Here is a 26,832-nt window from a genome sequence, read left to right as displayed (position 1 = left end):
TCAAAGCGTGCGTTCGCGCTCCTCGACCTCGAAGACCTCCAGCATATCGCCAGCCTTGATGTCGTTCGTGTCTTCCAGAACCACACCGCATTCGAGACCCGAGCGGACTTCGTCCACGTCGTCCTTGAAGCGCCGCAGCGACTGGATGGTCGTGGCGGAAACGATGACATCCTCGCGCGTAAGACGTGCGAACAGGCCTTTGCGGATCGCCCCTTCGGTGACGAGCAGACCTGCTGCCTTGTCGCGCTTGCCTGCAGGAAACACCTGTTTGACTTCGGCGCGGCCCACGACCGTTTCGATCTTCTCGGGACCGAGCTCGCCCGCCATCTCCTTCGCGATCGCTTCGGTCAGGTGGTAGATGACATCGTAATACATCATCCGCACGCCTTCGCGTTCGACCTGCTGGCGGGCCTTGGCATTCGGCCGCACGTTGAAGCCGATGATCGGCGCGTTGGAAGCAGCCGCCAGACTGACATCCGTTTCGGTGATCGCGCCTACCCCTGCGTGCAGGATGCGGACCTTGATGAGGTCGTTCGACAGGTTGTGTAGCGCGGTATTGATCGCCTCCACGCTTCCCTGCACGTCCGCTTTCACGAGCAATGGGAATTCGACCACGTCGCTTTGCAGGTTGTTGAACATCGTGTCGAAACTGGTCGGTGCAAGTGCAGTCCGCTTCTCGTCTGCCTTCTCCCGCCGGTATTCGGCGACTTCGCGGGCGCGCTGCTCGTTTTCCACCACGGTCAGCATATCGCCGGCACCCGGTACACCGCCGAGGCCAAGCACTTCGACCGGCATGGACGGACCGGCTTCCTTCATCTGCTTGCCCTTGTCGTCGACAAGCGCGCGAACCTTCCCGTTCTGGGTTCCGACAACGAAAGTATCGCCGCGCTTTAGCGTACCGCGCGTTACGAGCACGGTTGCGACTGCACCGCGCCCCTTGTCGAGCTGCGCTTCGACCACGATCGCTTCCGCATCGCGATCAGGGCGTGCTTTCAGTTCGAGCAGTTCCGCTTGCAGGCTGATCTGATCGATCAACTCGTCGAGCCCGGTGCCGTTCTTGGCGCTTACCTCGACATCCTGAACGTCGCCCGACATCGCTTCGACGATGACTTCATGTTCGAGCAGGCGTTCGCGGATTTTCTGCGCGTTGGCTTCCGGCTTGTCGATCTTGTTGATCGCGACGATCATCGGCACGCCGGCTGCCTTGGTGTGGTTGATGGCCTCGATCGTCTGCGGCATGATGCCGTCGTCGGCTGCCACGACCAGAACCACGATATCGGTCACGTTCGCGCCGCGGGCGCGCATCTCGGTGAACGCCTCGTGGCCCGGAGTATCGAGGAAGGTGATCTTGGCCTTGTCTTTCGTCGTGATCTGGTATGCGCCGATATGCTGCGTGATGCCGCCAGCTTCGCCGCGCACCACGTCGGTGCCGCGGAGAGCGTCGAGCAGCGAGGTCTTGCCGTGATCGACATGGCCCATGATCGTGACGACCGGAGGGCGCGGCTGGAGCGTCTCTTCCGGATCGACATCGGTTGCAGCCTGAATGTCGACATCGCTTTCCGACACACGCTGGATCCGGTGGCCGAACTCTTCGACAAGCAACTCGGCCGTATCCTGGTCGATCGTCTGGTTGACGGTCACCATCATGCCCATGTTGAACAGCGCCTTCACAAGATCAGCGCCCTTCTCGGCCATGCGCTGTGCAAGTTCCTGCACCGTGATCGCCTCGGGCACGATCACGTCGCGCACCTGCTTCTCACGCGGTTTGGTATTGCCGCCGCCATGGATCCGGCGTTCCTTCTCGCGCGCACGCTTCAGCGCGGCGAGACTGCGGGCACGCTTGCCCTCGTCTTCGTTCAGCGCCTTATTAACCGTCAGCTTGCCGCCCTTTCGGCGATCCTTGCGGTCTTCTGTACGCGCTTTGCCGACTTCCTTCTTCTTCTCAGGGCGCTTCGGCTCGGGGCGGGCGACCGGCGTAAACTTGCGCGGGCTCGGAGCCGCGGCATCGCCGGTCGTTGCCGGCGTCGCAGCGGCTTCCTCGGTCTTCGCGGGAGCTTCCGCTTCGGTGGTCGCTTCCTCGGTCGCTACCGGTTCTTCGTCAGCCTGTGCCGGTTCTTGCGCGCTGGCTTTCCGGTTTTCTTCCGCCCGGCGTTTCTCTTCCTCGGCAGCCTTCTCGCGCGCTTCGTCATCACGGCGCCGTGCTTCCTCGGCAAGCCGCATCCGCTCGTCCTCGGCCTCGCGCTGCATACGGGCGACGCGTTCCTGCGGCGTCTCGTCCGAAGCGGCCGCTTTCTTTGGCGCAGGCTTCGTCTCTACCGGCGCGGGTGCGGGCGTGGGAGCGGGCGCAGGCGCTGCCGTTTCTTCCGGCTCGGGAGCGGGAGCCGGCGCAGGCGTTTCGCCCGGCTTCACGAGCTTGCGACGACGCTTCACTTCGACCGCGACCTTGTTGGTGCGCCCGTGGCTGAACGTCTGCTTCACTTCGCCGGCTTCGACCGAGCGCTTCAGCCCTAAGGGCTTGCGTTCGCGCGGTTTTTTCTCTTCGTCGCTCATAAACCTCAGTATTCCTTCAAATCTTCATCGTTCTCGCGGCCAGCCGGATCGGCCGCGCCATCTGTCTGCATCGGTGCGGGCGCAAGTCCGCGGTAGTAAAGCAACCGCCCCAGGGTTTGCATGACCCGCTCGCGGGCCTTCCCGTTCGTAAGCGCCAGATGGACCACGTTGTCGCGGCCCAATGCCACAGACAAAGCCGCGCGGTCCAGTGGCAAGTCCAGCCCGCGCTTTCCGCTGCCTTCCTGATCGCTGCCGACGCGCCACGCCTGATCGAGCGTCTTGCGTCCATCGGCGCTCGCGTCGGACGCGTGGAGCAGCAGCGCCACCTTCCCCTGCCGCGCCGCCTTGTCGATACGCTGTGTCCCCAATGTGAGGTGCCCGGCGCGAAGTTCCAGTCCCAACCTGTCGAGCAGTAGGCGCACCAGCGCCTCGTCGATCCGGCGAGCTAGGTCTTCCGGCACTTCGAGCGGCGCATCTTTGGGTCCGCCTTTGTAGGCACGCAGCAGTGCCCCGCGAAGATTTCCGCCAGCCTGCGCGGCTTCGAGTTCGTCGCGGGTCGCTCCGATCCAGGCACCCCGCCCCGGCGCCTTGCCTTGAACATCAGGCAGAACGAGACCGGACGGTGAAATGGCGAGCCGGATCATCCCGGTGCGCGCACCGGTTTCGCCGCTGACGATGCAGCGCCGTTCCGACGTCTTGTCGGCACGCGCCTTCCCGGCCACGGAATCCCGCGTCCCGGTAGGCCTAGCGATGTCGGGAGTCAGGCGCTCATTGGGTGGAGTCCGCATCGGCGGCCTCCTGCGTGTCGGCGGCTTCGGGCGGAGCGGAAGCCTCTTCCTCGTCTTCGGACCCCGATGAAACCGTCTGCGGCTCCTCGTCTTCGAACCAATGCGCGCGGGCAGCCATGATGATCTCGTTGCCCTGCTCTTCGGTGAGGCCGTAGTCGCCGAGCACGCCGCCCTTGTCCTGCTCGCGCTGCGGACGGCGCATCGGCGGTCCGTCGGCGTTATTGCGGCGGCGCGGCGCCTCGCGTTTCTTGGCGATCAGCTCGTCCGTAGCGAGGTCGGCCACATCGTCGAGCGTCTTCAGACCGGCCTTGCCGAGCGTCACCAGCATCGCTTCGGACAGGTGCGGCAATTCGGCAAGATCGTCTTCCACACCGAGCGCGCGGCGCTCTTCGCGGTGCGCATCTTCCTGCCGGTCGATCGCTTCCTGCGCACGGCTCTGCAGTTCTTCGGCGAGCTCTTCGTCGAAACCTTCGATTGCGGCGAGTTCGTCCAGCTGAACGTAAGCCACTTCCTCGAGCTCGGCGAAGCCTTCGGCGACGAGCAGCTGGGAGAGCGTTTCATCAACGTCCAGCTCTTCCTCGAACATCTTGGAGCGTTCGGAGAATTCCTTGCTCCGCTTCTCGGCTGCTTCCTCATCGGTCATGATGTCAATCTGGTGACCGGTCAGCTGGCTCGCGAGACGGACGTTCTGACCGCGGCGACCGATCGCCAGCGAAAGCTGATCGTCGGGCACGACCACTTCGATCCGCCCCTCTTCCTCGTCGAGTACAACGCGGCTGACCGTTGCAGGCTGCAGCGCGTTCACGACGAACGTCGCCGTGTCCTCGGACCAGGGAATGATGTCGATCTTTTCGCCCTGCAACTCCTGCACGACGGCCTGCACGCGGCTACCCTTCATGCCGACGCATGCACCGACAGGGTCGATGCTGCTGTCGTGGCTGATGACGCCGATCTTAGCGCGGCTGCCCGGATCGCGTGCTGCGGCCTTGATCTCGATGATGCCGTCGTAAATTTCGGGCACTTCCTGCGCGAACAACTTGCGCATGAAATCGGGATGCGCGCGGCTGAGGAAAATCTGCGGGCCGCGATTGTTGCGCTCGACCTTGGTGATAAGCGCGCGGACACGCTCTCCCACGCGGGCGGCTTCGCGCGGGATCTGCTGATCGCGGCGGATGACGCCCTCGGCACGGCCGAGATTGACGATCACGTGACCGAACTCGACCGACTTGATGACACCCGTGATGATCTCGTCTGCGCGGTCCTTGAACTCTTCGAACTGACGCTCGCGCTCGGCGTCGCGGACCTTCTGAAAGATCACCTGCTTTGCGGATTGCGCGTCGATGCGGCCGAGATCGACCGGGGGCAGCGGGTCGACAATGAAGTCGCCGACCGAGGCACCCTTCTCAAGCTTCTGCGCGGCTTTCAGATCGACCTGCTTGAAGTAGTCCTCGACCTCTTCGACGACCTCGACCACGCGCCACAGGCGCAGATCGCCGGTCTGAGGATCAAGCTTTGCGCGGATGTCGTTTTCCGCGCCGTAGCGGTTGCGTGCGCTTTTTTGAATCGCTTCTTCCATCGCCTCGATGACGATCGCCTTGTCGATCATCTTTTCCGAAGCGACCGCGTTGGCAATCGCAAGCAGTTCAGCCTTGTTGGCGGAAATAGCAGTGGCCATCAGTCGTCAGCCTTCTCTTCGTCAGTGGTTGTGTCTTCGACAATATCTTCGGCGCCGCTTGTATCGAGCGGCTGGGTCGCGGCGATGAGCGCATCGGTCAGCACGAGCTTCGCCGCATGTATCTTGCTCAGGGGCAGCCGGACTTCGCCAGCTTTCGCATCCTCGATGACGGCCATGCCGTCCTCCAGACCCTTGAGTTCTCCCTTGTAATTGCGCTGCTTGTCCCAAGCCTTGTCCATGCTGATCTTGGCTTCGTGGCCCGACCAGTCGGAGAAATCGTTCGGGCGCGTCAGCGGACGATCGATGCCGGGCGAACTTACTTCGAGGTGATAGGCACCCTCCACGATCACTTCCCCGTCCGCTTCGAGCGCATCGAGCCTGTCGGAAATCCTACGCGAAAGAGCCGCGCACTGGTCGATGATCAATTGGCCAGTCGCCGGATCCTCAGCCATCACCTGCAGCGCACGGTCGCCGTCGCCCGCTTCGGACGAGGTCATCTTGACGCGCACGAGTTCGAAGCCGAGCGCCTTCGCTTCGGGTTCGATCACTTCGGTAAGGCGGGCAATATCGGCCATGATGCTCCTGAATTACGGTTCGCCGGCAATGCAAATCGGTTTCGCGCCGGCCCCTTCCGGCGCCAGCCCCTGATCGCTTACACAATGTCGGGATTGGCGCATAGATACGCGCCTGCCGCGCGGATGGCAAGAGCAGCGCTTAAACAAAAAGGGCCGGCGTGGACCGGCCCTTCTTCATGTTTCGTCACGAAACGTAGCGATCAGTGCTCGTGATCGCCGTGGTCACCGCCATGTTCGGCGAGATATTCGGGTGTCCAGGTGACATGCGTCACAAACTTCACACCGTTCGATTCGCGAACGAATACATGCGGAACACCGTTCGGCAGCCGGTCCACCGGACGGCCCCAGGTCGCGGGTGTATTACCGACGTCGGGAAGGCTCGCGCGGGTCTTGCCCTTGCCGTTGCCGCCGCCCTTGCCGCCGCCCGGCTTCGTCGTGCCGCCGCCATCGGTAGTGCCGCCGGAGTAGATCGCCAGCAGCTGGTCGTAATCATGCTGGTCCGGACCTTCGTTACCGCTCGGCCAGCTGGTGTATTCCATGCAGCTGGTCGTCTCGTCGGTATTGAAGTTCTCGTTCTGGTGAGCGAGGCCGTAATCGTGCCCGATTTCCTGACACGTCACGAGCTGGCGCCAGCTGTAATTGTCGTACGCAGCCTGATTGAAGTAGTAATCGTTCAGCTTCGTCGATCCGGCGGAAATCTTGCCGCTGGAAAGGCTGATCGTAGCAATACCGAGCCAGCCGGTCGAGCCGTAGTTGTCGTTGCACACCTGAATTGTACCGGTCACCATATTGCAGGCGCTCGAAGCAGTGCCGCGTTGCAGCGGAGCTTCGATCACCGGCGACTGGTTCCAATCGGAAACCGCGGTCGCGACGTGCGAATTCCAGGTGGTGTTGGTGTTGTCGATCACCGGCATATCGAGTTCGGCACCGCTATAGGGCCACGCGTAGCCGCCCCACCAATGGTCCGCCATCGCTGCGCCGGAGAAGGTGAGCGCAGCCAGCGCACCCGCCGCTCCAAGTATTCTGGTTTGCTTGATTGTCATGTCAGTCCCTCAAATCGGTGCTGAGCGCACCCGTCCGAGGATCGCACAGAAACTGCTAAGCAAGCCTAAAGCCTGCCCGGCAACTACCAAGATTTCGACTGAGAACAGCCTTCCTCCCGCGACCCCGAGTGAAGCTGCAAAATCGCCATTCTGAGGGCAAGTTAGTGAGCGGGCTTAGTCGATGAACAGAGTAGTATTCGTGCCGGATGGTTTGAGTGTCGGCGAGCGTTGTAGCTTATGTTGAAAAACCCGCTCTACATTGATGTCGAACCGTGCCTCAAACGCACCTAAAACTCAGTCATTGTCACTGAGCGCATGCTTCTTGATGCAGTGGCGAAGCTGATCGTAGGATAAACCGAGCGCCTTCGCGGTCTGACGCTGGTTCCAGCGATGTTTGCCCAGCGCATGCTCAACGATTGCCCGCTCATGCGCATCGACCGCTCCGCGCAGATCGTCGATCTCATCGAACGATGGCGAATGTCCCACTTGTGATCCGGGCCTCGCAGCCGGTAGTCCAGAGCGATCTTCACTGACATGCTGCGGATTGGACGGCTTCCACGGAGAGTCGAAAGGGTCAAAAACCACGTGACCGATCGGATCTTCCCAATTGTCCCACCGGTAGACTGCGCGTTCGACCACATTACGCAGTTCGCGCACATTGCCGGGCCATTGATATTCTTCCATCTGCTCGCGGACATGCGGGGCGAAGCCGGGCCATGCCTCCCAGCCGAGTTCAGCGCCCATCCGCCGCCCGAAGTAATCCGCCAGAACCCCTATATCGCCTTCGCGGACACGGAGAGGCGGCAAGGTGATCACTTCGAAGCTGAGCCGGTCGAGCAGATCGGCGCGAAACAAACCCTCTTCGACGCGCGCCGGCAGGTCTTCGTTCGTGGCCGCCACGATGCGGACGTCGACCTGTACCGGGCGCGACGATCCGATCCGGGTAACTTCTCCATATTCTACCGCGCGCAGCAGACGCTCCTGCGCTGCGCTAGACAAGGTACCCAGTTCGTCGAGGAACAGCGTTCCCTTGTCGGCCTCTTCGAACCGTCCGGCGCGGGCTTTGGTAGCGCCGGTGAAGGCCCCCGCCTCGTGACCGAACAGCTCGGCTTCGATCAATGTTTCCGGCAGGGCGGCGCAGTTCATTGTGACGAGCGGTTCGCCCCAGCGCGCCGACAGACGGTGGAGGCGCTCTGCGATCAGTTCCTTGCCGGTCCCCCGCTCGCCGATCACGAGAACGGGACGGCGCATGGGAGCGGCACGACTGGCGCGCTCTACCGAGTCGAGAAACGCTCCGGACTGACCGATGAACTGATTTTCCCGCTCCATGGAACCAAGGTATAGGAAATAACGCCAACTCTTGGCAAGCATTACCGCTACCGAGGTCTTATGTCGTGAAATCTACGGGAGAAATCTTTGCTTTCGCCGTTTTGGCACGCGCTTTGCAAAGTATCTCGCACAGACTTGATGAACGATTAGAACAAAGGAACTGATGATGTACGACCGCCGCTTCTTCCAGACGAAACTGGGGCAGGCCGCGTTGGCGAGCACCGCGGCGATGGCGATCTTCGCCGCGCTGTCCAGCCAGATCGTGCTGCAAACGCCGCCGCCGGTTGCGATGCAGTTCGCACAGGTCGAGCTGGCGTGAGCAAGCCCGACAAACCCAAACCGAGCGTTAAGCTGACGCGGATCGACGACGAGGTCGAGCGGCTGCGCCGCTCGCCGACGCCGACCCAGCCGCAGCGTAGGCGCGAAGATATGCGCGCCGCAGACTGGCTCGACACGGAAAAGGTCAGCGCCAAAGTAAACGACTTTCTTTCAACCGGAGCACCCTTCATGGGCATTTTCAGCCGTACCCGCGATATCATCGCCGCCAACTTCAACGACATGCTCGACAAGGCGGACGATCCGCAGAAGATGATCCGCATGATCATCCTCGAGATGGAGGAAACGCTGGTCGAAGTTCGCGCCAGTGCCGCGCGCACGATTGCGGACCAGAAGGAAATGCACAGGCACACGGTGAAGCTCGACAAGCTGCAGACCGATTGGGCCGAAAAGGCGCAGCTCGCGCTCTCCAAGGACCGCGAAGACCTCGCCCGCGCGGCGCTCGTGGAACGCAAGAAGGCGGCCGACATGTCGGACCAGCTGAAGGAAGAGATCACCGTCCTCGACGATGCCTTGCGCGCTTACGAGCAGGACATTCAGAAGCTGCAGAACCGTCTTCGCGAAGCGCGCAGCCGTCAGACGGCGATTGCCGCACGGCTCGAGAGCGCGGAGAACCGCGTCAAGCTGCGCACGGTGATGAGCACCGAGCGTACCGACGATGCGATGGCCCGCTTCGACCAGCTCGAACGTCATGTCGATTACGCCGAAGGCCGCGCCGACGCGCTGCGGATCGGCGACGAAGGCAAGCCGTCACTATCGGACGAGATCGCCGCGCTGGAAGGCTCGGACAAGATCGACGCCGAACTCGAAGAAATGAAACGCGCGCTCGGAAGAGGCAGCGCCCCAGAGAGCAAGGACTGAAATCATGGAAGAAGTCATCATCATCCCTGCCATTTTCATTGGCCTGCCCTGGGTCATCCTGCACTACATCACGAAGTGGAAGACGTCCGCCTCGATCACGACCGACGACGAAGCACTGCTCGAGGAACTCTACAGCCTGGCCAAGCGCCTCGACGAACGGATGGATACGGTCGAACGCCTGGTCGCGAGCGACCACGATGATTTCCGCCCCGCCCGCCTCGTCCACGACCAGGAAGTCGACAACCAGAAACTGCGCGAGCTCGACCGGATGCTCGCTGAAAAGAAAGGAAGCCGCCCGTGAACAGCCCCCGCACCAAACTCTACAAAGACAAGCAGAATGCGAAGCTGATGGGCGTTTGCGCGGGCATCGCGGACTATACCGGGGTGGATGCGCTCTGGGTTCGTCTCGCCGCCGTCGCCCTCCTGTTTGCCGGAATGGGTATGATCGTACCGGCCTATTTCATCGCGGGGATCCTCCTCAACGCCAAGCCGGACTACCTGTATACGACCGACAGCGACGAGCAGAAATACTGGCAGCGCGTTCGCCAATCGCCGAAGCGTACGGCGCGCGAAATCCGCAGCCGGATGAAGGATGTCGACCGCCGGCTCGCCGAAGTCGAAAGCTATTACGTGTCGAGCAACCCGCGCCTGAACGCCGAAATCGAACGCCTTCGGTAAACCGTAGCCAACAAGGGGAAGACGAATGATTGGGGAATTGACCGGCCTTGTTGCAGTCCTTGCACCGTTCCTGATGGTGCTCGGCATCATCTGGATCGTAACCCGGGCCAAAGTGGAATCGCGCCGCATCAGATCAACGGCCGAAACGAGTGCCGAGAAGGCCGCGCAATACGCCAGCCGCGTCCAGCGACTGGAGGACCGGATACAGGTCCTGGAGCGCATCGTCACCGACCGCGGCTATGACATAGCCACTCAGATCGAAGCCCTGCGCGATACGCGTTCGGTAGAGGAAAGCGGATCAGGCATTCCGCTCGACATGGAGCGGAAGGAGAAAGTCTCATGATCGAACTCATGACCACCGAACTGCTGATGACCGTCGGCCTCGCAGGTGTGGCCGGTTGGGTCTTCACCACCTGGATCCGCGTGAAGAACGGTTATCCGCTCGAAAACAGCTGGGGCAAGGCGATCTACCCCAAGACCGACGACGAGGCGAAGCAGCGCGTCGCTCTGCTCACGCAGGAGAATGCCGAACTGCGCGCCGAGATCGGTTCGGTGAAGGACCGTCTCGCGACAGTCGAGCGGATCGTCACCGATAGCGGGTATCATTTGACGCAGGAGTTCGAACGGCTGCACAGCGACAACGAGAGCGTGCAATGAGCTTCATGTCCGCCATAGTCCTTATCGCCGTCATCCTGTGCGTCACGGTCCTCGCGATGCAGAGCGCCGAAAACCGCAAGGAACGGCGCCTAACCGACGAAGGCGAGCGGAGGCAGGAAATCGAGCGCGAGCGGGACGAAGCGCAAGCCGAACTGGCCGATCTGAGGGAGCGCGTGAAGGTACTCGAACGCATCGCCACCGACCCGGCTCGCCGGACTGCCGAGGAAATCGAAAGCCTGCGCGACGAGCAGGACCGATAGAGCTTGAGAAGGAACGAACATGGTGTTTGAACCGACAATGGTAATTGCGATGGCCAGTCTGATCGGCCTGGTCGTGGTGACGGCGGCGCTGCTGCGCGCCTGGCACGACTGGCTCGAACTGAAGCGCGCGCAGCTCGAACGGACTGAAAAGAGCGATCCCAGCGCTGCCCCGCTCGGCGCGGCGAGAATCGAGATTTCCGACCTCAAGGAGCGCATCCGCAAACTCGAAGCCATCGCGAGCGGGGTGGATTTGTAATCGGAAGCGGCTAAAGGGGCGCCATGCGCTCCCTAGCCGACATTCAGGAAGAATACGAGTTTCTCGAAGGCGACGAACGCTATCGCCTGCTCATCGAACTGGGACGCGAACTCGACCCGATGCCCGATGCGCTGAAGACCGACGCGACACAGGTGCGAGGATGCTCCGCCAGCGTCTGGGTCTATCCGACGGATGAAAGCGGAAAGCTGCATTTTCTGGCTGACAGCAATGCCGCCATTACGAAGGGTATCGTCGCACTCGTCATCGCAGCAGTACAGGACAAGCCGGCCGGCGAAGTCGCCGAGATGGACGTGACCGGCGCTCTCGAACCGTTCGATCTGAAAAGCCAGCTATCCTCCAATCGGACACAGGGCGTGCCGAACATGATCGCGCTGATCAAGCAGCACGCTGCCCGGATCGCGAGCGCGTGACACGATCGCGATATTACCGCCGATGATCGTAGACTGGCAGGCGTCGATCGCCGACGCCGACCTAGCCGACTGGATCACCGTCGCGGCCTATCTCATCGCTGCAGTCCTGACGTACCGCGCCGCTTCGAGCGCGCGCCCGCGTAGCGAACATCGGGAGCGCTTATTCTGGCTCGCAAGCACGGCTCTGCTGGTATTTCTGGCAGTCAACGAACTGCTCGACCTGCAGACCTTGATCACGACGATCGGTAAGGAACATGCAAGAGCTAACGGATGGTATGAAGAGCGCAGGACTTACCAGGCCATCTTCATTGCCGCGCTGGCAGCCGCGGCTATCGCCTTCGGCCTCGCGGTGCTCTGGCTGATCAGGCGCATGCATTCGGGCGTGAAGATCGCTGTTCTCGGGTTCGTTTTCATCGGAGCTTTCGTGCTGGGGCGCGCCGCCTCATTCCATCATTTCGACGAGATGCTGGGCCGCGGGCCTGACAGCTTCAACTACGGTTCGGTTCAGGAGGTCTTCGGTGTCGCGATCGTGGGGCTAGCCGCAGTCGTCTACCGCGCCCGGAAGAAACGGCGCCGCAGGCGCTAAAGCCGCGCGCTTTCGCGCAGTTTCGCCGTACCGGCCGATTTCTGGCGTTTCAAATCCGCTTTAAGCTTGGCCGGATCTCGCGCCACGACGAAGCCGAAGCTGACCCCGCCCTCCTTGCCGACAGTCGCGTGATGCAGTTTGTGCGCCTGCACCAGCCTCTTCGCATAGCCGCGCTTGGGCACCCACTTGAAATAGCGCTGATGCACCAACCCATCGTGAATGAACGTGTAGATCACGCCGTAAAGCGTGATGCCGAGCGCCGCCCACCAAAGGAACGGCGAGTAGAAATATCCGATGAGGAACATGAAAAAGACGATCGTGCCAAAAGTCACGGCGTAAAGGTCGTTCTTTTCGAACGTGTTATCGTGCGGCTCATGGTGGTCGCGGTGCCAGCCCCAACCCAAGCCGTGCATGATGTATTTATGCGCCCACCACGCGAAAAACTCCATGAAGGCGAGCGCGCCGATTACCGTCGCTGCGATCTGCCACCAAGTCATGCGTATGCTCCTCGGGACGCCCTTCGCCGCACCGCGGGCAGCGCCCACCATGGCGTGTGCGGGGCGCGGTGATGCTCCAGATGATAGCCGAAATGGAAACAGGTGAGAAGGCTGGTGAGCGTTCCGAAATCCTCGCTGCGAGCATTATGACGGTCGCTGAATTCGTCGCCCGCGTGAGTGTGCGGACGGTAAGTACCGAAGTAGAAAAGCTGTAGAGAACTCGCGATCGCGGGAAGGCCATAAAGGAGGACGATGTTCGTCAGCGGAACCTTCAGCACGAACGCATAGATCAGCACCACGCTCGATACGAACAGGAGCGACTGCCAGCCGAAATAGCGCCGCAGGAAGGTCGCATACCACCGGCCGAAATGCGCTGGATTATGCTCGTCGAAATCGGGGTCACCAGCCCTTCCGGCAAGGCGGTGATGGTCGAAATGCGCCGCGCGCATCCGCTTCCAGCCAAACCCGGCATAGAGGAACAGAAGAACTGCCCCGACGATCCCGCCCAGGCGCTTGGCATTGGGAGCAAGCGATCCGTGCATCGCGTCGTGACTGACGATGAAGAGGCCTACCGAGAGCCAGCACTGGACGAGCGCGATCGCGAAAGCCAGCGGGAGACTTGCCCAGCTAAGCTCGAAAACGAACATCGCATACACGTGCAATCCTGCCCAGGCAGCGACGATCAAAGCCGCGAGCGAAAGTCCGATTGCGCCTTGGACGCGTGCGGAAGTGACAGGAGAGGCGCCGGGTGCCATGCACAACATATAGGAGCGAACGCCGTGCGCGGCAAACGCGCAGTCCCGCTGGCAACCTGCTTCTGAATCAATCTTTGAAAAAGGCGCGCCGAATTTCCTGACCGATCCGCGCCGGACGCAGGGTTTCGGCATCGATGCAGCACCAGCTCGAATTGATCTCTGCCAGCACTTCCTCGCCCCGCTCGATAATCGTGCGGTAGAAAGCGCGCGCACCTTTTGTGCTTTCGAGCACGGTCCGCGCGATAACGTCGTCTTCCAGAAAGGCCGGCTTGCGGTAGGTAATCTCGTGCTTGAGCGCCACCCACGCCCGCTCCGCGACCGCTTCGTCGGGGGCGAACTTGCGCCAGTGCGACAGCACCGCGTCCTGCACCCACGAAAGATACCGGGCGTTGTTCACGTGCCCCATGAAGTCGATGTCTTCGGGGAAAATCTTGATCGGAAAAGCGAATGGCGTTGCTGACATGACTGTCAGTTAGCACGGTATAGGTTACCTTTCCATGACTAGTTAAATCATATCGCTTTGCTTTCTTGAACGCCCCGGTTCATGCGCTAATCCGGTCGGCGACATGGCCAGCAAACCGCGCACGCTTTACGAAAAGATCTGGAACGCTCACGTTATCGAGCGGCGGGAGGACGGGACCTGCCTCGTCTACATCGACCGGCATCTGGTGCACGAAGTGACCAGCCCGCAGGCTTTCGAGGCGCTGCGGATCGCAGGCCGGAAGCTGCGGCGGCCCGACCTAACCCTTGCCGTACCCGATCACAACGTACCGACTACCGCGCGCGTCGATGACGCCGGAAACCAGCTACCGATCGCCGATCCGCAAAGCGCTGCGCAGCTCGCCGCACTCGAGAAGAACGTGGCCGATTTCGGCATCCGCTATTTCGACGCGGTCGCTCCGCAACAGGGCATCGTCCACGTCGTCGGTCCGGAACAGGGCTTCTCCCTGCCCGGCGCAACCATCGTCTGCGGGGATTCGCATACCGCCGCGCACGGCGGGGTCGGCGCGCTTGCCTTCGGCATCGGTACGAGCGAGGTCGAGCACGTGCTCGCGACGCAGACCCTGCTGTTGTCGCCGTCGAAGACGATGGAAGTCCGCGTCGAAGGCGAACTGGGCCCGGGGATCACTTCCAAGGATCTTATCCTGCACATCATCGGCGTGATCGGAACGGCCGGCGGCACCGGCTACGTCATCGAATATCGCGGCCGCGTGTTCGATGAGATGAGCGTCGAAGGCCGCCTGACCGTCTGCAATATGAGTATCGAAGGCGGTGCCCGCGCCGGCCTGATCGCTCCAGACGAAACGACCTTCGCCTACCTCAAGGGCCGTCCCATGGCCCCGCAAGGCGCGGACTGGGACGCGGCGGTCGCATGGTGGCGGACGCTGGCAACCGATCCGGGCGCTTCGTTCGACAAGACGGTGGTGATCGATGCCGCCGATATCGAACCCTGCGTGACTTGGGGCACCAGCCCGGAGGACGTTGTTGCGATCGGCGGCGCTGTCCCCTCACCCGAAAGCTTCGCCGATCCCTCGAAGCGCGAGGCGGCGCAGAAATCGCTCGACTACATGGGATTGGAACCCGGCACGCGCATGGCCGATATCCCGGTCGAGAACATCTTCATCGGTTCGTGCACCAATAGCCGCATTGAGGACCTGCGCGCCGCAGCTGCCGTTCTGAAAGGGCGGCGCAAAGCGGACAATGTCGGCTGGGCGATCGTGGTGCCCGGCTCCGGTCTCGTGAAGGCGCAGGCCGAAGAGGAAGGGCTCGACCGCATTTTTACCGCAGCCGGTTTCGAATGGCGCGAGCCGGGATGCTCGGCCTGTCTCGGCATGAATCCGGACAAGGTTGCGCCGGGTACGCGCTGCGCCTCGACATCAAACCGCAATTTCGTCGGTCGGCAGGGACCCGGCGCGCGCACGCACTTGCTCTCGCCCGCCATGGCTGCCGCGGCGGCCGTCACGGGCAGGCTCACCGACGTGCGCGATCTCGGCGAAGCCTAGCAAAACGGAAACAACTGTGCGGCTCGAACGCTGGTTTCGTGGACGCCGCTTACGATAAGAATACGGACAGAGGATATGACGAAGGAAATCAAGACGACTGCAGCCATTGCAGGGGCCATCGGGTCCGCCGCAATAGCCGCCGCCCTGCTCTATGCGAACAAGCGCAAGGCAAAGAACGAGCCGGTGCAGCCCAGGCCGATCCCCTCGGGCGAGAACCCCGAAACCGATTGATGAAGGAACTTGCCGAGATCGAAGGTCGCGCCATTCCCTACGGCGCGAAGAACGTAGACACCGACGTCATCATTCCGGCTCGGTGGCTGAAGACAATCACCCGCGAAGGCCTCGGCGAAGGCGCGTTCGAAACGGTGCGCGAAAAGCACGATAACGTGTTCGACGATCCAGAATACGCAGGAGCGCCGATCCTGATTGCAGGCGACAATTTCGGCTGCGGATCGAGCCGCGAGCATGCCGCCTGGGCGCTCCTCGACATGGGCGTGCGCGCTGTCATCGCGCCGAGCTTTTCGGACATCTTCGCCAGCAACGCCTTCAAGAACGGCATACTGACCGTTGCCTTGCCGCAGGAACAGGTCGACCGGCTGCTCGAAGTGGCACGGACGCAGCCTTTGCATATCGACCTCGAAGCGCAAAGCGTCACCACCCCGATGCAGGACCGCTTCCGCTTCGAAATCGACTCGTTTCGCAAACATTGTTTGCTTGAAGGGCTGGACGAAGTCGGCCTAACCCTCGAAAGGTCTGACGCCATAACCAATTACGAACAACGCCAGCGCAGCGATGCGCCCTGGCTCGCAAAGGGAGTGAATGCATGAAAGCCATCGTGTCGAAAGAAGTAGGCGGGCCTGACGATCTGGTTGCCGAGAACCTTGACGCGCCATCGCCCGGTAAAGGCGAAGTCGTCGTCGATGTCGCAGCCTGCGCGATCAACTTTCCCGATGCGCTCATCATCCGCGACCTTTACCAGATCAAGCCGCCGCGCCCCTTCTCGCCGGGTAGCGAAATATCGGGCACGATTTCTGCCGTCGGCGAAGGCGTCAGCGACTGGAAAGTCGGCGACCGCGTCCTTGCCGGCGTCGGCTTCGGCGGTCTGCGCGAGCAAGTCGTGGTCGACGCGGGTAAGCTGTTTGCGGTTCCGGAAGACATTTCGCTCGAAAAGGCATCCGCGCTGCTGATGACCTACGGCACGACCATTCATGCGCTGAAAGATCGCGGCGACATCGCGGAAGGCGATACGGTGCTGATCCTTGGCGCCGCGGGCGGCGTCGGCCTCTCGGGCGTCGAACTTGCAAAGGCTTACGGGGCGCGAGTAATCGCAGCCGTCTCGAGCGAGGAAAAGGCCGAGGTCGCGCGCAAGGCCGGTGCGGACGACGTGGTCATCTACCCCCGTATCCCGGAAGGGCAGGACGGGTTCGACAAGGAAACCTCGAAAGCGCTCGCTCAGTCGTTCAAGGATGCGGTCGGGCCGAACGGGGCCGACATCGTCTACGACATAGTCGGCGGCGCTTATTCCGAACCGGCCCTGCGCAGCATCGCATGGGAAGGCCGCTTCCTCGTCGTCGGGTTTCCGGCAGGCATCGCGAAGCTGCCGCTCAATCTGACGCTGCTCAAGAGCTGCGACGTGCGCGGGGTGTTCTGGGGCGCCTTCGCCGCGCGCGAGCCGAAGCGCAATGCCGACAACATCGCCAAGCTCTTCAAGCTCTGGAAGGAAGGCAAGATCGAACCGATGATCAGCGAGACCTACCCGCTGGAGCGCGCCCATGAAGCAATCGCCAAGCTGGAAGCGCGCAAAGCCGTCGGCAAGCTCGTCGTGACCATGGGCGGATAGGCTTGCCGCCTGCCGAGCCGCGGAGTATCGCGGCTCGGTAAGCTAACGAGGAACGACGATGACCGATTTCGATGACCGCAGAAGGGGCGAAGAAGCCAAATTCGCATTTGACGAGGAAACCGCGTTCAAACTGGCGGCACGGCGTAACCGCCTGCTCGGCGAATGGGCGGCGCGTCTCATGAACCTCACGCAGGAAGAAACCGATGCCTACAAGAAGGCCGTCGTTCAGGCCGACTTCGAGGAGGCGGGCGACGAAGACGTGATCCGCAAACTGCTCGGCGACCTGACCGCGGCGGACTGCGACGTGAGCGAAGCGGACATCCGCACCAAGCTCGAGGAGAAGACCGTCGAAGCGCGCCGCCAGCTGATGAGCGAGTCCTGACGGCATGCCGATGTCGGGTAAGGAAATCGAAGCTCTCATCACCGAAGCGCTCCCCGACGCGACAGTCGAGATGACCGATCTCGCAGGCGACGGCGATCACTGGGCTGCGAAGGTCACGTCCCCCTCGTTCGTCGGCAAAAGCCGGGTGCAGCAACACAAGCTGGTTTACGATGCGCTCGGCGGACGCATGGGCGGCGAACTCCACGCCTTGCAACTGACGACGCAAACACCCACCTGATCCGGTAACAAACGAAATTACCGAGGTTTAAGCCATGTCAGACGCAAAACAGCGTATCGAAGATGTCGTCAAAGGGAACGACGTCGTCCTTTTCATGAAGGGCACGCCGCTCTTCCCGCAGTGCGGCTTTTCCAGCCGCGCCGTCGCCATTTTGGATCACTGCAAGGTCGGGTACGAAAGCGTCGACGTATTGCAGGACATGGAAATTCGGTCCGGCATCAAGAGCTATTCCGACTGGCCGACCATTCCGCAGCTATACGTCAAAGGCGAGTTCGTCGGCGGCAGCGACATCATGATGGAGATGTTCGAAGCCGGAGAACTGCAGGAGCTGATGGCCGAGAAGCAGGTTCAGCCGGCACAGGAGTGAGCGTCTCTACGACTGCCATAACGGGAAAGGCTCCCGCCGATCGCTCGGCAGGAGCCTTTTTTGTTCGGGGAGGCGGGGCCATGAAACCAGGAGAGCGGCCCCGCCGTCATTCGAAGACCATCGAAATCATATGTGACTATGCACCCACCGTGCCAGTTTGCCAAAGACCCGCATTTGCCGCATCTGTAATGGTTAAACGACCATTGGCTTTGCGACCGCCTGTCAGGAAATCCGACAGCGCAGGCGCCATTCGCGCATCAAGCCAGCTAACGCATGTAAGATTTTCCGGCACAGGCTACATGCAATGAGCACGCAAGAAGAAATTCCCGCGGCCACGCTGATCATATTTCGGCACGGGAGAACGGATGATGCGCCCGAAATCCTGATGGTTGTTCGCAGCCGCGCGATGAGTTTCGCGGGCGGCGCGGCGGTCTTCCCCGGCGGCCGGGTGGATACTGCCGATTACACTCTCGCTGCGTCGCTCAGCCATAGCTGCCAGGATGACGACGAGGCCGCGCACCGGATCGCCGCAATCCGCGAGACGTTGGAGGAAACGGGGCTGGCGATCGGTATCGAGGAACCGGTCGACGCAAAAACGGCGAAGGAAGCCCGCGACATGTTGTTTCGCGAAGGCGAACTTGCCTCGGTCCTGACCCATTTCGGCTGGACGCTCGACCTCGAACGCCTCATCCCCTTTGCCCGGTGGCTTCCGCGCGGGATGAAGCACGAACGTATCTTCGACGCGCGCTTCTATCTCACCGACACCGGAACAGGCGAAGTGCAGATCGCAATTGACGACACCGAAAACACCCGCCTGTTCTGGACCAGCGCGAGGGAGGCGCTTTCCATGGCGGACCGAGGAGAAATCTCGATAATTTTTCCCACGCGCCGCAATCTGGAGCGGCTCGCCGACTTCCCGGATTTCGCCGCCGCACGCAGTCAGGCGGAAAGCATTCCGGTCCGCACAATCACGCCGCAGATCGTGGAGACGCCTGCGGGAAGGGAACTCACCATTCCGGACGACTGCGGATATCCGGTGACATCCGAACGTCTCGGAAACGCGGTGCGCGGCTGAAGATCGGGAGCACGGTTTGCAACTGGACGGTATCACGACCGGATACGAGCGGAAGTTCGACTGGCCCCCTTATGAAGGTAAGCCTCGGCCGTATTTGCTCGCAAGCGTCCCGCGCACAGGCAGCACCTACCTGAGCCATTTGCTGTGGGAAACGGGTTGCCTCGGCGCGCCGCTCGAATATCTGAATTTCGAACCGAGCGGCCCATATGGCCACGTCAGCAACTCACCCCCAGGGCAACTCGGCTTATGGCAACAAGTCGTCCCGGCTCGTACCTCGCCGAACGGTGTTTTCGGCCTGAAAGCGTTTCCGTTGCAGATGGAACTGCTCGGCCGGTCCAATCCGCCGCTCCTCGCGCGCGCCATGCGGTTTCTCTTGTCTGGCGGAGCGCAAAGCAAAGTGGTCCAGCTTCGCCGGCGCGATACGGCAGCACACGCCATCTCGCTCGCCCGCGCCAGCCTGCGAGGTATTTGGCGCGCGGAGCAAGAGAGCGAACGGCGCAGAGAACCGAATTACGATGCTGCGGTCGTCGAGCAGGCCATACGCGAACTCGCCGCGCAGGAGGACGCTTGGACTCAGATGTACCGCGAGATGGGTATTAGGCCGCTCGTCGTGTGGTACGAAGATGTCGTGGCAAACCCTGACGCCACCGTATCGGACATCGCGGCCTATCTTTCGGTCGAACTCGACCCGTCGTTAAGCGTCGATGTGCCGTCCATCGAGCGACAGGATCAGAGCGGCACACGCGAGTGGCGGCGCCGCCTTGAAAACGAGTAACTTCAGCGCTTTTGTCCGGAAACCTCGACACGCGTCGGGATCGCGGCGGGCGCCATGCGGCCCCGCCCCTCTCCGATGATTTCGAAAGCGGACCGAGCGCGAATATCGTCCGAGGCGCTACCGACCATCACTTCGATCCGGCCCGGCTCGATTGCCCACTTGCCGCCGGCATTCCACAGCGCCAGTTGTTCGGGCGAGAGGGTGAAAGTCACTGTGCGCCGCTCGCCCGGCGCTAGCGCGACGCGCGCGAAACCGCGAAGCTGCTTTACCGGGCGCGAAACGCTCGCAACCGGATCGCGCACGTAGAGTTGGACGACCTCGTCGCCCGCGACCTTGCCGCTGTTGGTCACATCGACGGCAATCGCGATCCTGCCGCCGCTTGCGGGAATACGCGCGCCGGAAAGCCGGATGTCGCCGTAGTCGAAGCTCGAATAGCTGAGGCCGTGGCCGAAGGCGTATTGCGGCGTGATCTCCACGTCCATGTAGCGCGCCGTATCCTTCGACAGGTCAGGGTCGGCAGGACGGCCGCTCGGCAAATGGTCGTAATTGACCGGAATCTGGCCGGTGCTGCGCGGAAAGCTGACCGGCAACTTGCCGCCCGGATTGGTGAAACCGAAGAGCGCATCGACGATGGCCGGACCTGCCTCGACGCCGAGCAGCCAGCTTGCGAGAACGGCGTCCGCACTCTCCGCAATCTCGGGTATGGCGAGCGGCCGCCCGCCCATCAGCACGACAACGATCGGTTTCCCCGTAGCTTCGAGCCCAGTGAAAAGTTCGCGCTGTTTACCGGGCAGTTCGAGCGAGGACCGGCTGCGCGCTTCGCCCGACCAATCGAAATCTTCGCCCAGCGCCGCGACGATGACGTCCGCATTTTCAGCGGCGCGAACCGCTTCCGCGATGCCCGAGGTGTCGTCCGAACGGGTATCGGCTCCGCGCACGTAGGTCACTCCCCCGTGCCGCGCTTCCAGTGCCGCCTTTAACGTGACCACGTCCGCTTCCTCGCCGCGCGCGCGCCACGAGCCGAGCTGCGACAATGCGTCGTCGGCAAGCGCCCCAACAAGCGCAATCCGCTGCGCGTCGCGGATGAGCGGCAAGACGCCCTCGTTCTTAAGCAATACGAGCGAGTTTGCAGCGCTGCGCCGGGCCGCCTCCCTATGTTCGGGTGACAGCATGACCGCCTTTTCGCGCGCTGTATCGTGATAGCGATAGGGGTCGGCGAACAGGCCAAGGTCTTGCTTAACTTTGAGGATGCGCCGGACCGCCTGATCGAGCAGCGGTTCGAGCGACGGATCGGCTTCGATCGCAGCGGCCAGATCGTCCGCGTAGATATCGGCGACCATGTCCATGTCGACGCCCGCTCGCAGAGCCAAGGCCGCCGCGCCGCTGCGATCCGCCGCGACGCCGTGCGCCATTAGTTCCTCAACTGCGCGCCAGTCGGACAGGACCAGCCCGTCCCAGTCCCATTCCCCGCGCAGCATATCGCGCAGCAGCGCGGCATTACCGGTCGTCGGCACGCCGTCCACTGCATTGAAGGCAGTCATGTAACTCGCCGTCCCAGCCTCGGCAGCCGCGCGGAACGGCGCGAGATAGGTTTCGCGCAGGCTGCGCTCGCCCAGTTCGGCTCCGGCGTAGTCGCGCCCGCCTTCCGCAGCGCCGTAAGCGCCGAAATGCTTGGTCCCGGCGACGATAGTGTCTGGCGCGGACAGGTCGCTGCCCTGAAACCCGCGCACCTGCGCCTCGGCCATGCGGCTGCCGAGATAGGCGTCCTCGCCCGAACCTTCGACGATCCGGCCCCAGCGCGGATCGCGGGCGATGTCAACCATCGGTGCGAAGGTCCAGTGAAGGCCCGCCGCACTGGCCTCGCGCGCAGCGATCTCGGCGTGCTCGCGGGCGACTTCTGGATCCCAGCTGGCGGCCATGGCGATGGGGACGGGAAAGATCGTGCGGTAACCGTGGACCACGTCCATCGAGAAAAGCAACGGTATACCGAGACGACTTTCCTCGACGGCGACCCGTTGCAATTCGCGCAGTGGATCGGCGCCGGCGACATGGAGGTACGAACCGACCTCACCGCGGCGAACGCGGTCGAGCTCTTCCGGTCCGAGACGCGAGTTGAGTGCCTTGGACCGCCCGCCCATTCGCTGCACCAGTTGACCGATCTTCTCTTCGCGGGTCATGCGCGCGAGAAGTACGTCGATCTCGATCTCTTGGCCGGTTTGCGCATCGTTCGCCGCCGATGTGTCGTTCTGCGCGTTCACCCCTACCGGCGCGCTCAACGCCAGAGCCGAAGCCGCTGTTACCGCTACCATTCTGAGTAATACCATCTGTCCCTGCTTCCCCGCAGATCGTTCACGTGTTTTGTCTTTGTCTCACCTTTGCTACCGCATGCATGATGTAGAGTGCAAGCTCTAGGCAATTGACTCGCTTCCTGCGTGCCAATACCAACATGATAGCGCTCACAATTCGTGAGGCAGGATAATCGGACTTTCGCAAGGCCGACCGGGAGAGAAAATGAAACGCTGGACCAAATCCGTTTTCGCTAGCCTGTGTGCGAGCGCGGCACTCACTGCATGCGCCACGACAGACATCAACGACACGCAATCGGTGCGGTCTGCCGATCCTGCTCCGCGCCAGGCGGGCGTAGCAAATCCCGAGATCTGGCCATCATACGAATACCCGGTACCGCTTCAGGCGGACGACGAAGCGCGTATCGCGGACCTTCTTGCAAAGATGACCCTCGAAGAGAAGATCGGGCAACTCGTCCAGGCTGACCTGTGCTGCGTCACTCCGGAAGACGTGAAGCAATACAATCTGGGTTCAATCCTCGTCGGAGGAAACAGTGGACCCGGCGGCAACGACCTGGCCCCCGCGCCCGACTGGCTTGAAGCAGCTGATGCATTCTACGAGGCTTCGGTCGACACGTCGGACGGCGGCGTGGGCATCCCGCTCGTCTGGGGTACGGACGCGGTGCACGGCCACTCCAACATCGTGGGCGCGACCATCTTCCCGCACAATATCGGCCTTGGCGCTATGCGTGATGCGGACCTCATCGAGAAAATCGGTGCAGTTACCGCAAAGGAAATCCGCGTAACCGGGCAGGAATGGACCTTCGCTCCGACCGTCGCAGTGCCGCAGGACTTCCGCTGGGGCCGCGCATACGAGGGGTATTCCTCCAATCCCGAACTCGTCGCATCCTATGTCGGCGCGATGGTGCGCGGGCTGCAGGGTCCGCCGACCAATGACAATCTGCTCGCCGGTCCCTACGTCATCGCCTCGACCAAGCACTTCCTAGCGGATGGTGGAACCGATAACGGCGTCGATCAGGGCGACAGCTCGATCAGCGAAGAAGAACTGCGCGACATTCACGGCGTGCCCTACGGCCCCGCCATCGCAGAGGGCGTCTCGACGGTCATGGTCAGCTTCTCGAGCTGGCAGGGCGAGAAGATGACCGGCAACAAGTCGCTCGTCACCGACGTGCTCAAGGACCGGATGGATTTTGGCGGCTTCGTCGTGTCCGACTGGAACGCGCACGGACAGGTCGCTGGCTGCACCAACGAAAGCTGCCCGCAGGCGCTGATGGCCGGGATCGACATGTATATGGCACCCGATACCTGGAAGCCGATCTACGAAGATCTGCTCGCTCGCGCACGCGCCGGGACGATCCCGATGGAGCGGATCGACGAAGCCGTGCGACAGATCCTTCGCGTCAAAGGCCGGCTGGGATTGTTCGAAGCGGGCAAACCTTCGGAGCGGCCATACTCCGGCCAGTACGAGCTTCTCGGTGCGCCCGAACACCGCGCGGTGGCGCGCGAGGCGGTGCGGAAGTCGCTCGTGCTGCTCAAGAACCAGGGCGTACTGCCCCTAGCACCTGGCGGTCGTCTGCTTGTGGCAGGTCAAGGGGCGGACGACATCGCACGCCAGTCGGGCGGCTGGACCTTGAGCTGGCAAGGTACGGGCATCGACAACAGCAACTTCCCCGGCGCGACCTCGATCTACGGGGGCTTGCAAAACGCCGTGTCAGCCGCTGGCGGCACTGCGGAGCTTTCGCCTGACGGCAGCTTCAGCCAGCGGCCCGACGCCGCCGTGGTCGTCTTCGGTGAAACGCCCTATGCCGAGTTCCAGGGCGACCGCGCCTCGCTCGCGCTCGATCCCGAACTCACCGCTCCGTTCGTGACGATGAGGGAACTTAAGGCGAAAGGCATTCCGGTAATCGCTTTGATGATCACGGGCAGGCCCCTCTACGTTAATCCCGCGCTGAATGACGCCGATGCGTTCGTCGTCGCGTGGCTGCCCGGCAGCGAGGGCGGCGGTATTGCCGACGTGCTCGTCGGCGACGAGACCGGCGAGCCGCGCTACGATTTTACCGGCAAATTGCCCGCCGCTTGGCCGCGGACCGCGCAAATGAGCGACGGCACGCTGTTCGATTACGGCTACGGGCTGACCTATGGCAATGGTGCGCAAAATTGGACCGAACTGCCTGAACTCGACACCGCCGAACTCGCCGGAGACAGCCGCCTGTGGTTCGGCAACGGCGCACCGGCAGCGCGCTGGTCGTTGCTCGTCGGCGCAGGTCAGGAAGGCGATCAGACCCGCATCACGACAGTACCCGCCGAAGCGCTGAACGGCAGAGCGCGCGTCACGGCGGAGAACTTCGTAGTGCAGGAAGGCGCTCGCCGTTTCACCATCAGCGGCGGTCCGTCGAGCGTCCAACTGCGCAATTTCGAGCCGGTCGATATCGACCGCGAGACGAATGCCGACATCTTGCTGCTCGTCATGATGAAAGTCTGGGATGCGCCTGACAGCGCGCAAATCGGAGCGATCGGACCGGGCAGCGAAGGCTTTGCGTCGTTCGACATGGAAGCGACCGGCGACTTCGTGCGCTACGGTATACCGCTCAAATGTTTGCGCTCTAAAGGCGCGGACGTAACTTCGCTGACCCAGCCATTCGTCCTTAATACCGAAGGCACGACCGACTTCGCGATCGGCGAAGTGCGCCTCGGAATGGATGCCGAAATGGTGCTACCCTGTACCTAAGGTAAGCGGGCGGGGGTTTGCGAAGTGCCCCCGCCCTCTCGTTCGCATACTAAGGTTGCGAGTAGACGTAGGGTCCCACGACCAGGCCGGTAAACAGGCCCGCATGGACCGAAGCCAGCGGCTCGACATTCACGGCCCCGCCAAGCTCGCGCCATGCACCCCGCCCCGCCTGACGCCAGGACACGCGGGCTTCTCCGCCCCGTAGCGCCAGTTTCAGTTCGACCGGTCCCGTGCCCGAAAGAGGCTGCTCGGCAACCAACTCACCCCGCTCGTCCTCGCTCGGATCGGTGCGCCGTCTGATGACCAGCCGGTCACCCTCAATCCCGGCCGCGAGGAAATGCGCCTCGTCCATGAAGGCGAGCAGGCCGGCGAAGTCGCCCTCGCCCGACGGCGCAAAATCGACCGAAGTCGTGAAGTCGGCATTGTGGTGGCGTAGTCGCTGGCCGACGAAGGACGGTTTGCCGAGGCTGCCGGCAGCATCCTCGCCGCCGATCAGGACCAGTTCTCCGTCCGAGAGGATACGGTTCTGCACTTGTCCGGGCGTGCGGAGACCGATCCACTCGTCGCCGAGCGGTTCGCTGAAATCGTCGCGCCAGTTCGCGTAACTTACCCGCTTCGATTGCGGTAGCGGGGGGCGCGGAGCCACCATCGGAACCGGCTCGCCCCGATCCAGAAAACGGGGAAAACCGTCTACCCATTCGAGCGGCAGCAGAAAAGTCTCCCTGCCAAGGAGGGTCGACTGGCCCTCGAAGGGCCGTGTCGCGAGAAACAGGCCCCACCAACTGCCATCGTCCAGCTTGACGATATCCGCATGGCCCGTCGCTTCGACGCGGTCGGGACGGTCCGCCGGCAGGTCGCGCTGCGTTAGGATCGGGTTGAACGGACCGGGCTCGTACGGACCCTGCAATTCGCGTGAGCGGTAGATCGTCTGCGAGTGCTGATCCGCCGTGCCGCCTTCAGCGGTCAGTAGGTAATACCAGTCACCGACCTTGTAGATATGCGGACCTTCCGCCCAGACCGGCTCTGCCGAGAGATCGACGCCCCCGTTCACCAGCAGCGTCCGCTGAGGCATGACCTGCATCTTCTCGGCATCGAATTGCTGGAGCCAGATCGCGCGATGCCCTTCGTACAGCGGCTCGCCCGGAGGAGCGTCGTTATAGGCGATCCACGTCGTTCCGTCCTCGGCGAAGTACAGCGAAGGATCGATCCCGCCGAAGTCGAGCCAGACCGGATCGCTCCAAGGACCGGCAGGGTCTCCGGCCGTAATGACGAAGTTGTCGCCGCACTCAATGCAGGTGTTGACGATCCAGAAGCGCCCGTCGTGATAGGTGATCGCAGGCGCGAACAGCCCTCGGTTCGTGCCGAGGCCGGAGAAATCAACCTGACCGGGCCGGTCGATGGCGTTGCCGATCTGCCGCCAGTTCACGAGATCCGTGCTGTGCAGAATTGGCAGGCCCGGGAACCAGCTGAAGGTCGACGTCACTGCATAGAAGTCGTCGCGCACGCGCACGATCGAGGGATCGGGATGAAAGCCGGGGATAACGGGATTGCGGTATGTCTCGTCCGAAGGAGCGTCCTGCGGGTTGGCGGCGCGATACTCGAGATAGTCAAAACTCGCCGTCGGTGCCGCTATCAGCGGGCTTCCCGCGAGACCTGCAAGACAAAGTCCCAACAAAAGATTGCGCCGTAAATGCATGATGATATGTCCCTCTTCCTCTTTGGGCTTGTCGCGTTACCCTTGCTTTTCTATGGTAGCGCTATCACGAACAAGGGCAAGTGCCAGCAGAGGCCGCGTTTTTCAACAAGCCTGCCAGATACGGGCTTTCGCGGCCGGAGCGGAA

Annotated in this window: 31 protein-coding genes; 20 read left to right on the top strand and 11 right to left on the bottom strand. The window is 62.3% G+C overall.

Annotated features, from left to right (window positions below; genetic code table 11):
• The 6 genes from infB to pspF form a co-directional block, all read right to left on the bottom strand.
• The gene (infB, locus tag HUV48_RS00290; RefSeq protein ID WP_176265790.1) at positions 1 to 2,550 is read right to left on the bottom strand and encodes a translation initiation factor IF-2; all 2,550 of its coding nucleotides are present in this window, start codon (positions 2,548 to 2,550) and stop codon (positions 1 to 3) included.
• Between the two features lie 5 nt (positions 2,551 to 2,555).
• On the bottom strand, positions 2,556 to 3,338 hold the full coding sequence (locus HUV48_RS00285; RefSeq protein ID WP_176265789.1) for a DUF448 domain-containing protein: 783 nt from the start codon (positions 3,336 to 3,338) through the stop codon (positions 2,556 to 2,558).
• Complete coding sequence (gene nusA / locus HUV48_RS00280) at positions 3,319 to 5,013, bottom strand: transcription termination factor NusA (protein ID WP_176265788.1); 1,695 nt, start codon at positions 5,011 to 5,013, stop codon at positions 3,319 to 3,321. Before nusA ends, HUV48_RS00285 begins: the two co-directional genes overlap by 20 nt.
• Positions 5,013 to 5,588 (bottom strand): ribosome maturation protein RimP, encoded by a 576-nt coding sequence (gene rimP / locus HUV48_RS00275; RefSeq protein WP_176265787.1) that lies wholly within the window; start codon positions 5,586 to 5,588, stop codon positions 5,013 to 5,015. Before rimP ends, nusA begins: the two co-directional genes overlap by 1 nt.
• Before the next feature lie 200 nt (positions 5,589 to 5,788).
• Positions 5,789 to 6,631, bottom strand: a complete 843-nt coding sequence (locus HUV48_RS00270) for a hypothetical protein (RefSeq protein WP_176265786.1) — start codon at positions 6,629 to 6,631, stop codon at positions 5,789 to 5,791.
• A gap of 294 nt (positions 6,632 to 6,925) precedes the next feature.
• Complete coding sequence (pspF, locus tag HUV48_RS00265) at positions 6,926 to 7,960, bottom strand: phage shock protein operon transcriptional activator (protein WP_176265785.1); 1,035 nt, start codon at positions 7,958 to 7,960, stop codon at positions 6,926 to 6,928.
• A 163-nt stretch (positions 7,961 to 8,123) separates the two neighbouring features.
• On the opposite strand from pspF, the gene HUV48_RS00260 reads away from it, so the two are divergent.
• From HUV48_RS00260 to HUV48_RS00215, 10 genes are read left to right on the top strand one after another with little or no spacing between them, the layout of a single operon-like run.
• Positions 8,124 to 8,279, top strand: coding sequence for a hypothetical protein (locus HUV48_RS00260; RefSeq protein WP_176265743.1), 156 nt, complete (start codon positions 8,124 to 8,126; stop codon positions 8,277 to 8,279).
• The gene (gene pspA / locus HUV48_RS00255; protein ID WP_404799905.1) at positions 8,276 to 9,157 is read left to right on the top strand and encodes a phage shock protein PspA; all 882 of its coding nucleotides are present in this window, start codon (positions 8,276 to 8,278) and stop codon (positions 9,155 to 9,157) included. The genes HUV48_RS00260 and pspA overlap by 4 nt, the downstream gene beginning before the upstream one ends.
• A 4-nt stretch (positions 9,158 to 9,161) precedes the next feature.
• Positions 9,162 to 9,458 (top strand): envelope stress response membrane protein PspB, encoded by a 297-nt coding sequence (gene pspB, locus HUV48_RS00250; protein ID WP_176265784.1) that lies wholly within the window; start codon positions 9,162 to 9,164, stop codon positions 9,456 to 9,458.
• The gene (pspC, locus tag HUV48_RS00245; protein WP_176265783.1) at positions 9,455 to 9,835 is read left to right on the top strand and encodes an envelope stress response membrane protein PspC; all 381 of its coding nucleotides are present in this window, start codon (positions 9,455 to 9,457) and stop codon (positions 9,833 to 9,835) included. Before pspB ends, pspC begins: the two co-directional genes overlap by 4 nt.
• A gap of 25 nt (positions 9,836 to 9,860) precedes the next feature.
• Positions 9,861 to 10,178 carry a hypothetical protein gene (locus HUV48_RS00240; protein ID WP_176265782.1) on the top strand — a complete coding sequence of 106 codons (318 nt, stop codon included), beginning with the start codon at positions 9,861 to 9,863 and terminating at the stop codon, positions 10,176 to 10,178.
• The gene (locus tag HUV48_RS00235) at positions 10,175 to 10,492 is read left to right on the top strand and encodes a hypothetical protein (RefSeq protein WP_176265781.1); all 318 of its coding nucleotides are present in this window, start codon (positions 10,175 to 10,177) and stop codon (positions 10,490 to 10,492) included. Before HUV48_RS00240 ends, HUV48_RS00235 begins: the two co-directional genes overlap by 4 nt.
• Positions 10,489 to 10,752 carry a hypothetical protein gene (locus tag HUV48_RS00230; protein ID WP_217906638.1) on the top strand — a complete coding sequence of 88 codons (264 nt, stop codon included), beginning with the start codon at positions 10,489 to 10,491 and terminating at the stop codon, positions 10,750 to 10,752. Before HUV48_RS00235 ends, HUV48_RS00230 begins: the two co-directional genes overlap by 4 nt.
• A 19-nt stretch (positions 10,753 to 10,771) precedes the next feature.
• Positions 10,772 to 11,008: a hypothetical protein gene (locus tag HUV48_RS00225; protein WP_217906637.1), complete on the top strand. Its 237-nt coding sequence runs from the start codon at positions 10,772 to 10,774 to the stop codon at positions 11,006 to 11,008.
• A 23-nt stretch (positions 11,009 to 11,031) separates the two neighbouring features.
• Positions 11,032 to 11,439, top strand: a complete 408-nt coding sequence (locus HUV48_RS00220; protein ID WP_176265779.1) for a SufE family protein — start codon at positions 11,032 to 11,034, stop codon at positions 11,437 to 11,439.
• 22 nt (positions 11,440 to 11,461) lie between these two features.
• A complete protein-coding gene (locus HUV48_RS00215; protein ID WP_176265778.1) occupies positions 11,462 to 12,025 on the top strand; it encodes a hypothetical protein in 564 nt (187 codons plus the stop codon).
• Here the strand turns inward: HUV48_RS00215 and HUV48_RS00210 are convergent.
• From HUV48_RS00210 to HUV48_RS00200, 3 genes are all read right to left on the bottom strand, one after another.
• On the bottom strand, positions 12,022 to 12,522 hold the full coding sequence (locus HUV48_RS00210; RefSeq protein ID WP_176265777.1) for a sterol desaturase family protein: 501 nt from the start codon (positions 12,520 to 12,522) through the stop codon (positions 12,022 to 12,024). The genes HUV48_RS00215 and HUV48_RS00210 overlap by 4 nt on opposite strands.
• On the bottom strand, positions 12,519 to 13,277 hold the full coding sequence (locus HUV48_RS00205; protein WP_176265776.1) for a fatty acid desaturase: 759 nt from the start codon (positions 13,275 to 13,277) through the stop codon (positions 12,519 to 12,521). Before HUV48_RS00205 ends, HUV48_RS00210 begins: the two co-directional genes overlap by 4 nt.
• Positions 13,278 to 13,344: 67 nt before the next feature.
• A complete protein-coding gene (locus HUV48_RS00200; RefSeq protein WP_176265775.1) occupies positions 13,345 to 13,740 on the bottom strand; it encodes an acyl-CoA thioesterase in 396 nt (131 codons plus the stop codon).
• A gap of 103 nt (positions 13,741 to 13,843) precedes the next feature.
• Between HUV48_RS00200 and leuC the strand changes: the two genes are divergently transcribed.
• The 9 genes from leuC (at position 13,844) to HUV48_RS00155 (ending at position 19,957) form a co-directional block, all read left to right on the top strand.
• On the top strand, positions 13,844 to 15,280 hold the full coding sequence (gene leuC / locus HUV48_RS00195) for a 3-isopropylmalate dehydratase large subunit (RefSeq protein WP_176265774.1): 1,437 nt from the start codon (positions 13,844 to 13,846) through the stop codon (positions 15,278 to 15,280).
• A gap of 75 nt (positions 15,281 to 15,355) precedes the next feature.
• Positions 15,356 to 15,511 carry an isopropylmalate isomerase gene (locus HUV48_RS00190; RefSeq protein ID WP_176265773.1) on the top strand — a complete coding sequence of 52 codons (156 nt, stop codon included), beginning with the start codon at positions 15,356 to 15,358 and terminating at the stop codon, positions 15,509 to 15,511.
• On the top strand, positions 15,511 to 16,107 hold the full coding sequence (leuD, locus tag HUV48_RS00185) for a 3-isopropylmalate dehydratase small subunit (protein ID WP_176266631.1): 597 nt from the start codon (positions 15,511 to 15,513) through the stop codon (positions 16,105 to 16,107). Before HUV48_RS00190 ends, leuD begins: the two co-directional genes overlap by 1 nt.
• Positions 16,104 to 17,120: an NADPH:quinone oxidoreductase family protein gene (locus HUV48_RS00180; protein ID WP_176265772.1), complete on the top strand. Its 1,017-nt coding sequence runs from the start codon at positions 16,104 to 16,106 to the stop codon at positions 17,118 to 17,120. Before leuD ends, HUV48_RS00180 begins: the two co-directional genes overlap by 4 nt.
• Before the next feature lie 58 nt (positions 17,121 to 17,178).
• Entirely contained in the window at positions 17,179 to 17,502 is a 324-nt protein-coding gene (locus tag HUV48_RS00175) for a DUF1476 domain-containing protein (RefSeq protein WP_176265771.1), read from the top strand.
• Between the two features lie 4 nt (positions 17,503 to 17,506).
• Positions 17,507 to 17,740 (top strand): BolA family protein, encoded by a 234-nt coding sequence (locus tag HUV48_RS00170; protein ID WP_176265770.1) that lies wholly within the window; start codon positions 17,507 to 17,509, stop codon positions 17,738 to 17,740.
• Between the two features lie 34 nt (positions 17,741 to 17,774).
• Positions 17,775 to 18,107 (top strand): Grx4 family monothiol glutaredoxin, encoded by a 333-nt coding sequence (grxD, locus tag HUV48_RS00165; RefSeq protein ID WP_176265769.1) that lies wholly within the window; start codon positions 17,775 to 17,777, stop codon positions 18,105 to 18,107.
• 304 nt (positions 18,108 to 18,411) lie between these two features.
• Entirely contained in the window at positions 18,412 to 19,182 is a 771-nt protein-coding gene (locus HUV48_RS00160; RefSeq protein WP_176265768.1) for an NUDIX hydrolase, read from the top strand.
• Positions 19,183 to 19,198: 16 nt separating this feature from the next.
• Positions 19,199 to 19,957, top strand: coding sequence for a Stf0 family sulfotransferase (locus tag HUV48_RS00155; RefSeq protein WP_176265767.1), 759 nt, complete (start codon positions 19,199 to 19,201; stop codon positions 19,955 to 19,957).
• Positions 19,958 to 19,959: 2 nt separating this feature from the next.
• Here HUV48_RS00155 and HUV48_RS00150 read toward each other — a convergent pair whose 3' ends face one another.
• Positions 19,960 to 22,281, bottom strand: a complete 2,322-nt coding sequence (locus HUV48_RS00150) for a glycoside hydrolase family 3 N-terminal domain-containing protein (RefSeq protein WP_225871463.1) — start codon at positions 22,279 to 22,281, stop codon at positions 19,960 to 19,962.
• A 187-nt stretch (positions 22,282 to 22,468) separates the two neighbouring features.
• On the opposite strand from HUV48_RS00150, the gene HUV48_RS00145 reads away from it, so the two are divergent.
• The gene (locus HUV48_RS00145; RefSeq protein WP_176265766.1) at positions 22,469 to 24,991 is read left to right on the top strand and encodes a glycoside hydrolase family 3 protein; all 2,523 of its coding nucleotides are present in this window, start codon (positions 22,469 to 22,471) and stop codon (positions 24,989 to 24,991) included.
• Between the two features lie 49 nt (positions 24,992 to 25,040).
• Here the strand turns inward: HUV48_RS00145 and HUV48_RS00140 are convergent, their stop codons facing one another.
• The gene (locus tag HUV48_RS00140) at positions 25,041 to 26,687 is read right to left on the bottom strand and encodes a glycoside hydrolase family 43 protein (protein ID WP_176265765.1); all 1,647 of its coding nucleotides are present in this window, start codon (positions 26,685 to 26,687) and stop codon (positions 25,041 to 25,043) included.
• Positions 26,688 to 26,832 lie beyond the last annotated feature (145 nt).

The organism is Qipengyuania atrilutea (genome assembly GCF_013370205.1).
GTDB lineage: Bacteria > Pseudomonadota > Alphaproteobacteria > Sphingomonadales > Sphingomonadaceae > Actirhodobacter > Actirhodobacter atriluteus.
This window is presented reverse-complemented; position numbering and strand designations above follow the sequence as displayed.

Coding starts and splice junctions, on each gene's coding strand:
- leuC (WP_176265774.1), top strand. CDS start 13,844: ATGGCCAGCAAACCGCGCACGCTTTACGAAAAGATCTGGAACGCTCAC.
- HUV48_RS00205 (WP_176265776.1), bottom strand. CDS start 13,277: ATGGCACCCGGCGCCTCTCCTGTCACTTCCGCACGCGTCCAAGGCGCA.
- nusA (WP_176265788.1), bottom strand. CDS start 5,013: ATGGCCACTGCTATTTCCGCCAACAAGGCTGAACTGCTTGCGATTGCC.
- HUV48_RS00270 (WP_176265786.1), bottom strand. CDS start 6,631: ATGACAATCAAGCAAACCAGAATACTTGGAGCGGCGGGTGCGCTGGCT.
- HUV48_RS00170 (WP_176265770.1), top strand. CDS start 17,507: ATGCCGATGTCGGGTAAGGAAATCGAAGCTCTCATCACCGAAGCGCTC.
- HUV48_RS00190 (WP_176265773.1), top strand. CDS start 15,356: ATGACGAAGGAAATCAAGACGACTGCAGCCATTGCAGGGGCCATCGGG.
- HUV48_RS00215 (WP_176265778.1), top strand. CDS start 11,462: ATGATCGTAGACTGGCAGGCGTCGATCGCCGACGCCGACCTAGCCGAC.
- HUV48_RS00260 (WP_176265743.1), top strand. CDS start 8,124: ATGATGTACGACCGCCGCTTCTTCCAGACGAAACTGGGGCAGGCCGCG.
- rimP (WP_176265787.1), bottom strand. CDS start 5,588: ATGGCCGATATTGCCCGCCTTACCGAAGTGATCGAACCCGAAGCGAAG.
- HUV48_RS00180 (WP_176265772.1), top strand. CDS start 16,104: ATGAAAGCCATCGTGTCGAAAGAAGTAGGCGGGCCTGACGATCTGGTT.
- HUV48_RS00210 (WP_176265777.1), bottom strand. CDS start 12,522: ATGACTTGGTGGCAGATCGCAGCGACGGTAATCGGCGCGCTCGCCTTC.
- HUV48_RS00145 (WP_176265766.1), top strand. CDS start 22,469: ATGAAACGCTGGACCAAATCCGTTTTCGCTAGCCTGTGTGCGAGCGCG.
- HUV48_RS00200 (WP_176265775.1), bottom strand. CDS start 13,740: ATGTCAGCAACGCCATTCGCTTTTCCGATCAAGATTTTCCCCGAAGAC.
- HUV48_RS00160 (WP_176265768.1), top strand. CDS start 18,412: ATGAGCACGCAAGAAGAAATTCCCGCGGCCACGCTGATCATATTTCGG.
- pspF (WP_176265785.1), bottom strand. CDS start 7,960: ATGGAGCGGGAAAATCAGTTCATCGGTCAGTCCGGAGCGTTTCTCGAC.
- grxD (WP_176265769.1), top strand. CDS start 17,775: ATGTCAGACGCAAAACAGCGTATCGAAGATGTCGTCAAAGGGAACGAC.
- HUV48_RS00285 (WP_176265789.1), bottom strand. CDS start 3,338: ATGCGGACTCCACCCAATGAGCGCCTGACTCCCGACATCGCTAGGCCT.
- HUV48_RS00225 (WP_217906637.1), top strand. CDS start 10,772: ATGGTGTTTGAACCGACAATGGTAATTGCGATGGCCAGTCTGATCGGC.
- HUV48_RS00240 (WP_176265782.1), top strand. CDS start 9,861: ATGATTGGGGAATTGACCGGCCTTGTTGCAGTCCTTGCACCGTTCCTG.
- leuD (WP_176266631.1), top strand. CDS start 15,511: ATGAAGGAACTTGCCGAGATCGAAGGTCGCGCCATTCCCTACGGCGCG.
- infB (WP_176265790.1), bottom strand. CDS start 2,550: ATGAGCGACGAAGAGAAAAAACCGCGCGAACGCAAGCCCTTAGGGCTG.
- HUV48_RS00175 (WP_176265771.1), top strand. CDS start 17,179: ATGACCGATTTCGATGACCGCAGAAGGGGCGAAGAAGCCAAATTCGCA.
- HUV48_RS00235 (WP_176265781.1), top strand. CDS start 10,175: ATGATCGAACTCATGACCACCGAACTGCTGATGACCGTCGGCCTCGCA.
- HUV48_RS00150 (WP_225871463.1), bottom strand. CDS start 22,281: ATGGTATTACTCAGAATGGTAGCGGTAACAGCGGCTTCGGCTCTGGCG.
- HUV48_RS00230 (WP_217906638.1), top strand. CDS start 10,489: ATGAGCTTCATGTCCGCCATAGTCCTTATCGCCGTCATCCTGTGCGTC.
- HUV48_RS00220 (WP_176265779.1), top strand. CDS start 11,032: ATGCGCTCCCTAGCCGACATTCAGGAAGAATACGAGTTTCTCGAAGGC.
- pspB (WP_176265784.1), top strand. CDS start 9,162: ATGGAAGAAGTCATCATCATCCCTGCCATTTTCATTGGCCTGCCCTGG.
- HUV48_RS00140 (WP_176265765.1), bottom strand. CDS start 26,687: ATGCATTTACGGCGCAATCTTTTGTTGGGACTTTGTCTTGCAGGTCTC.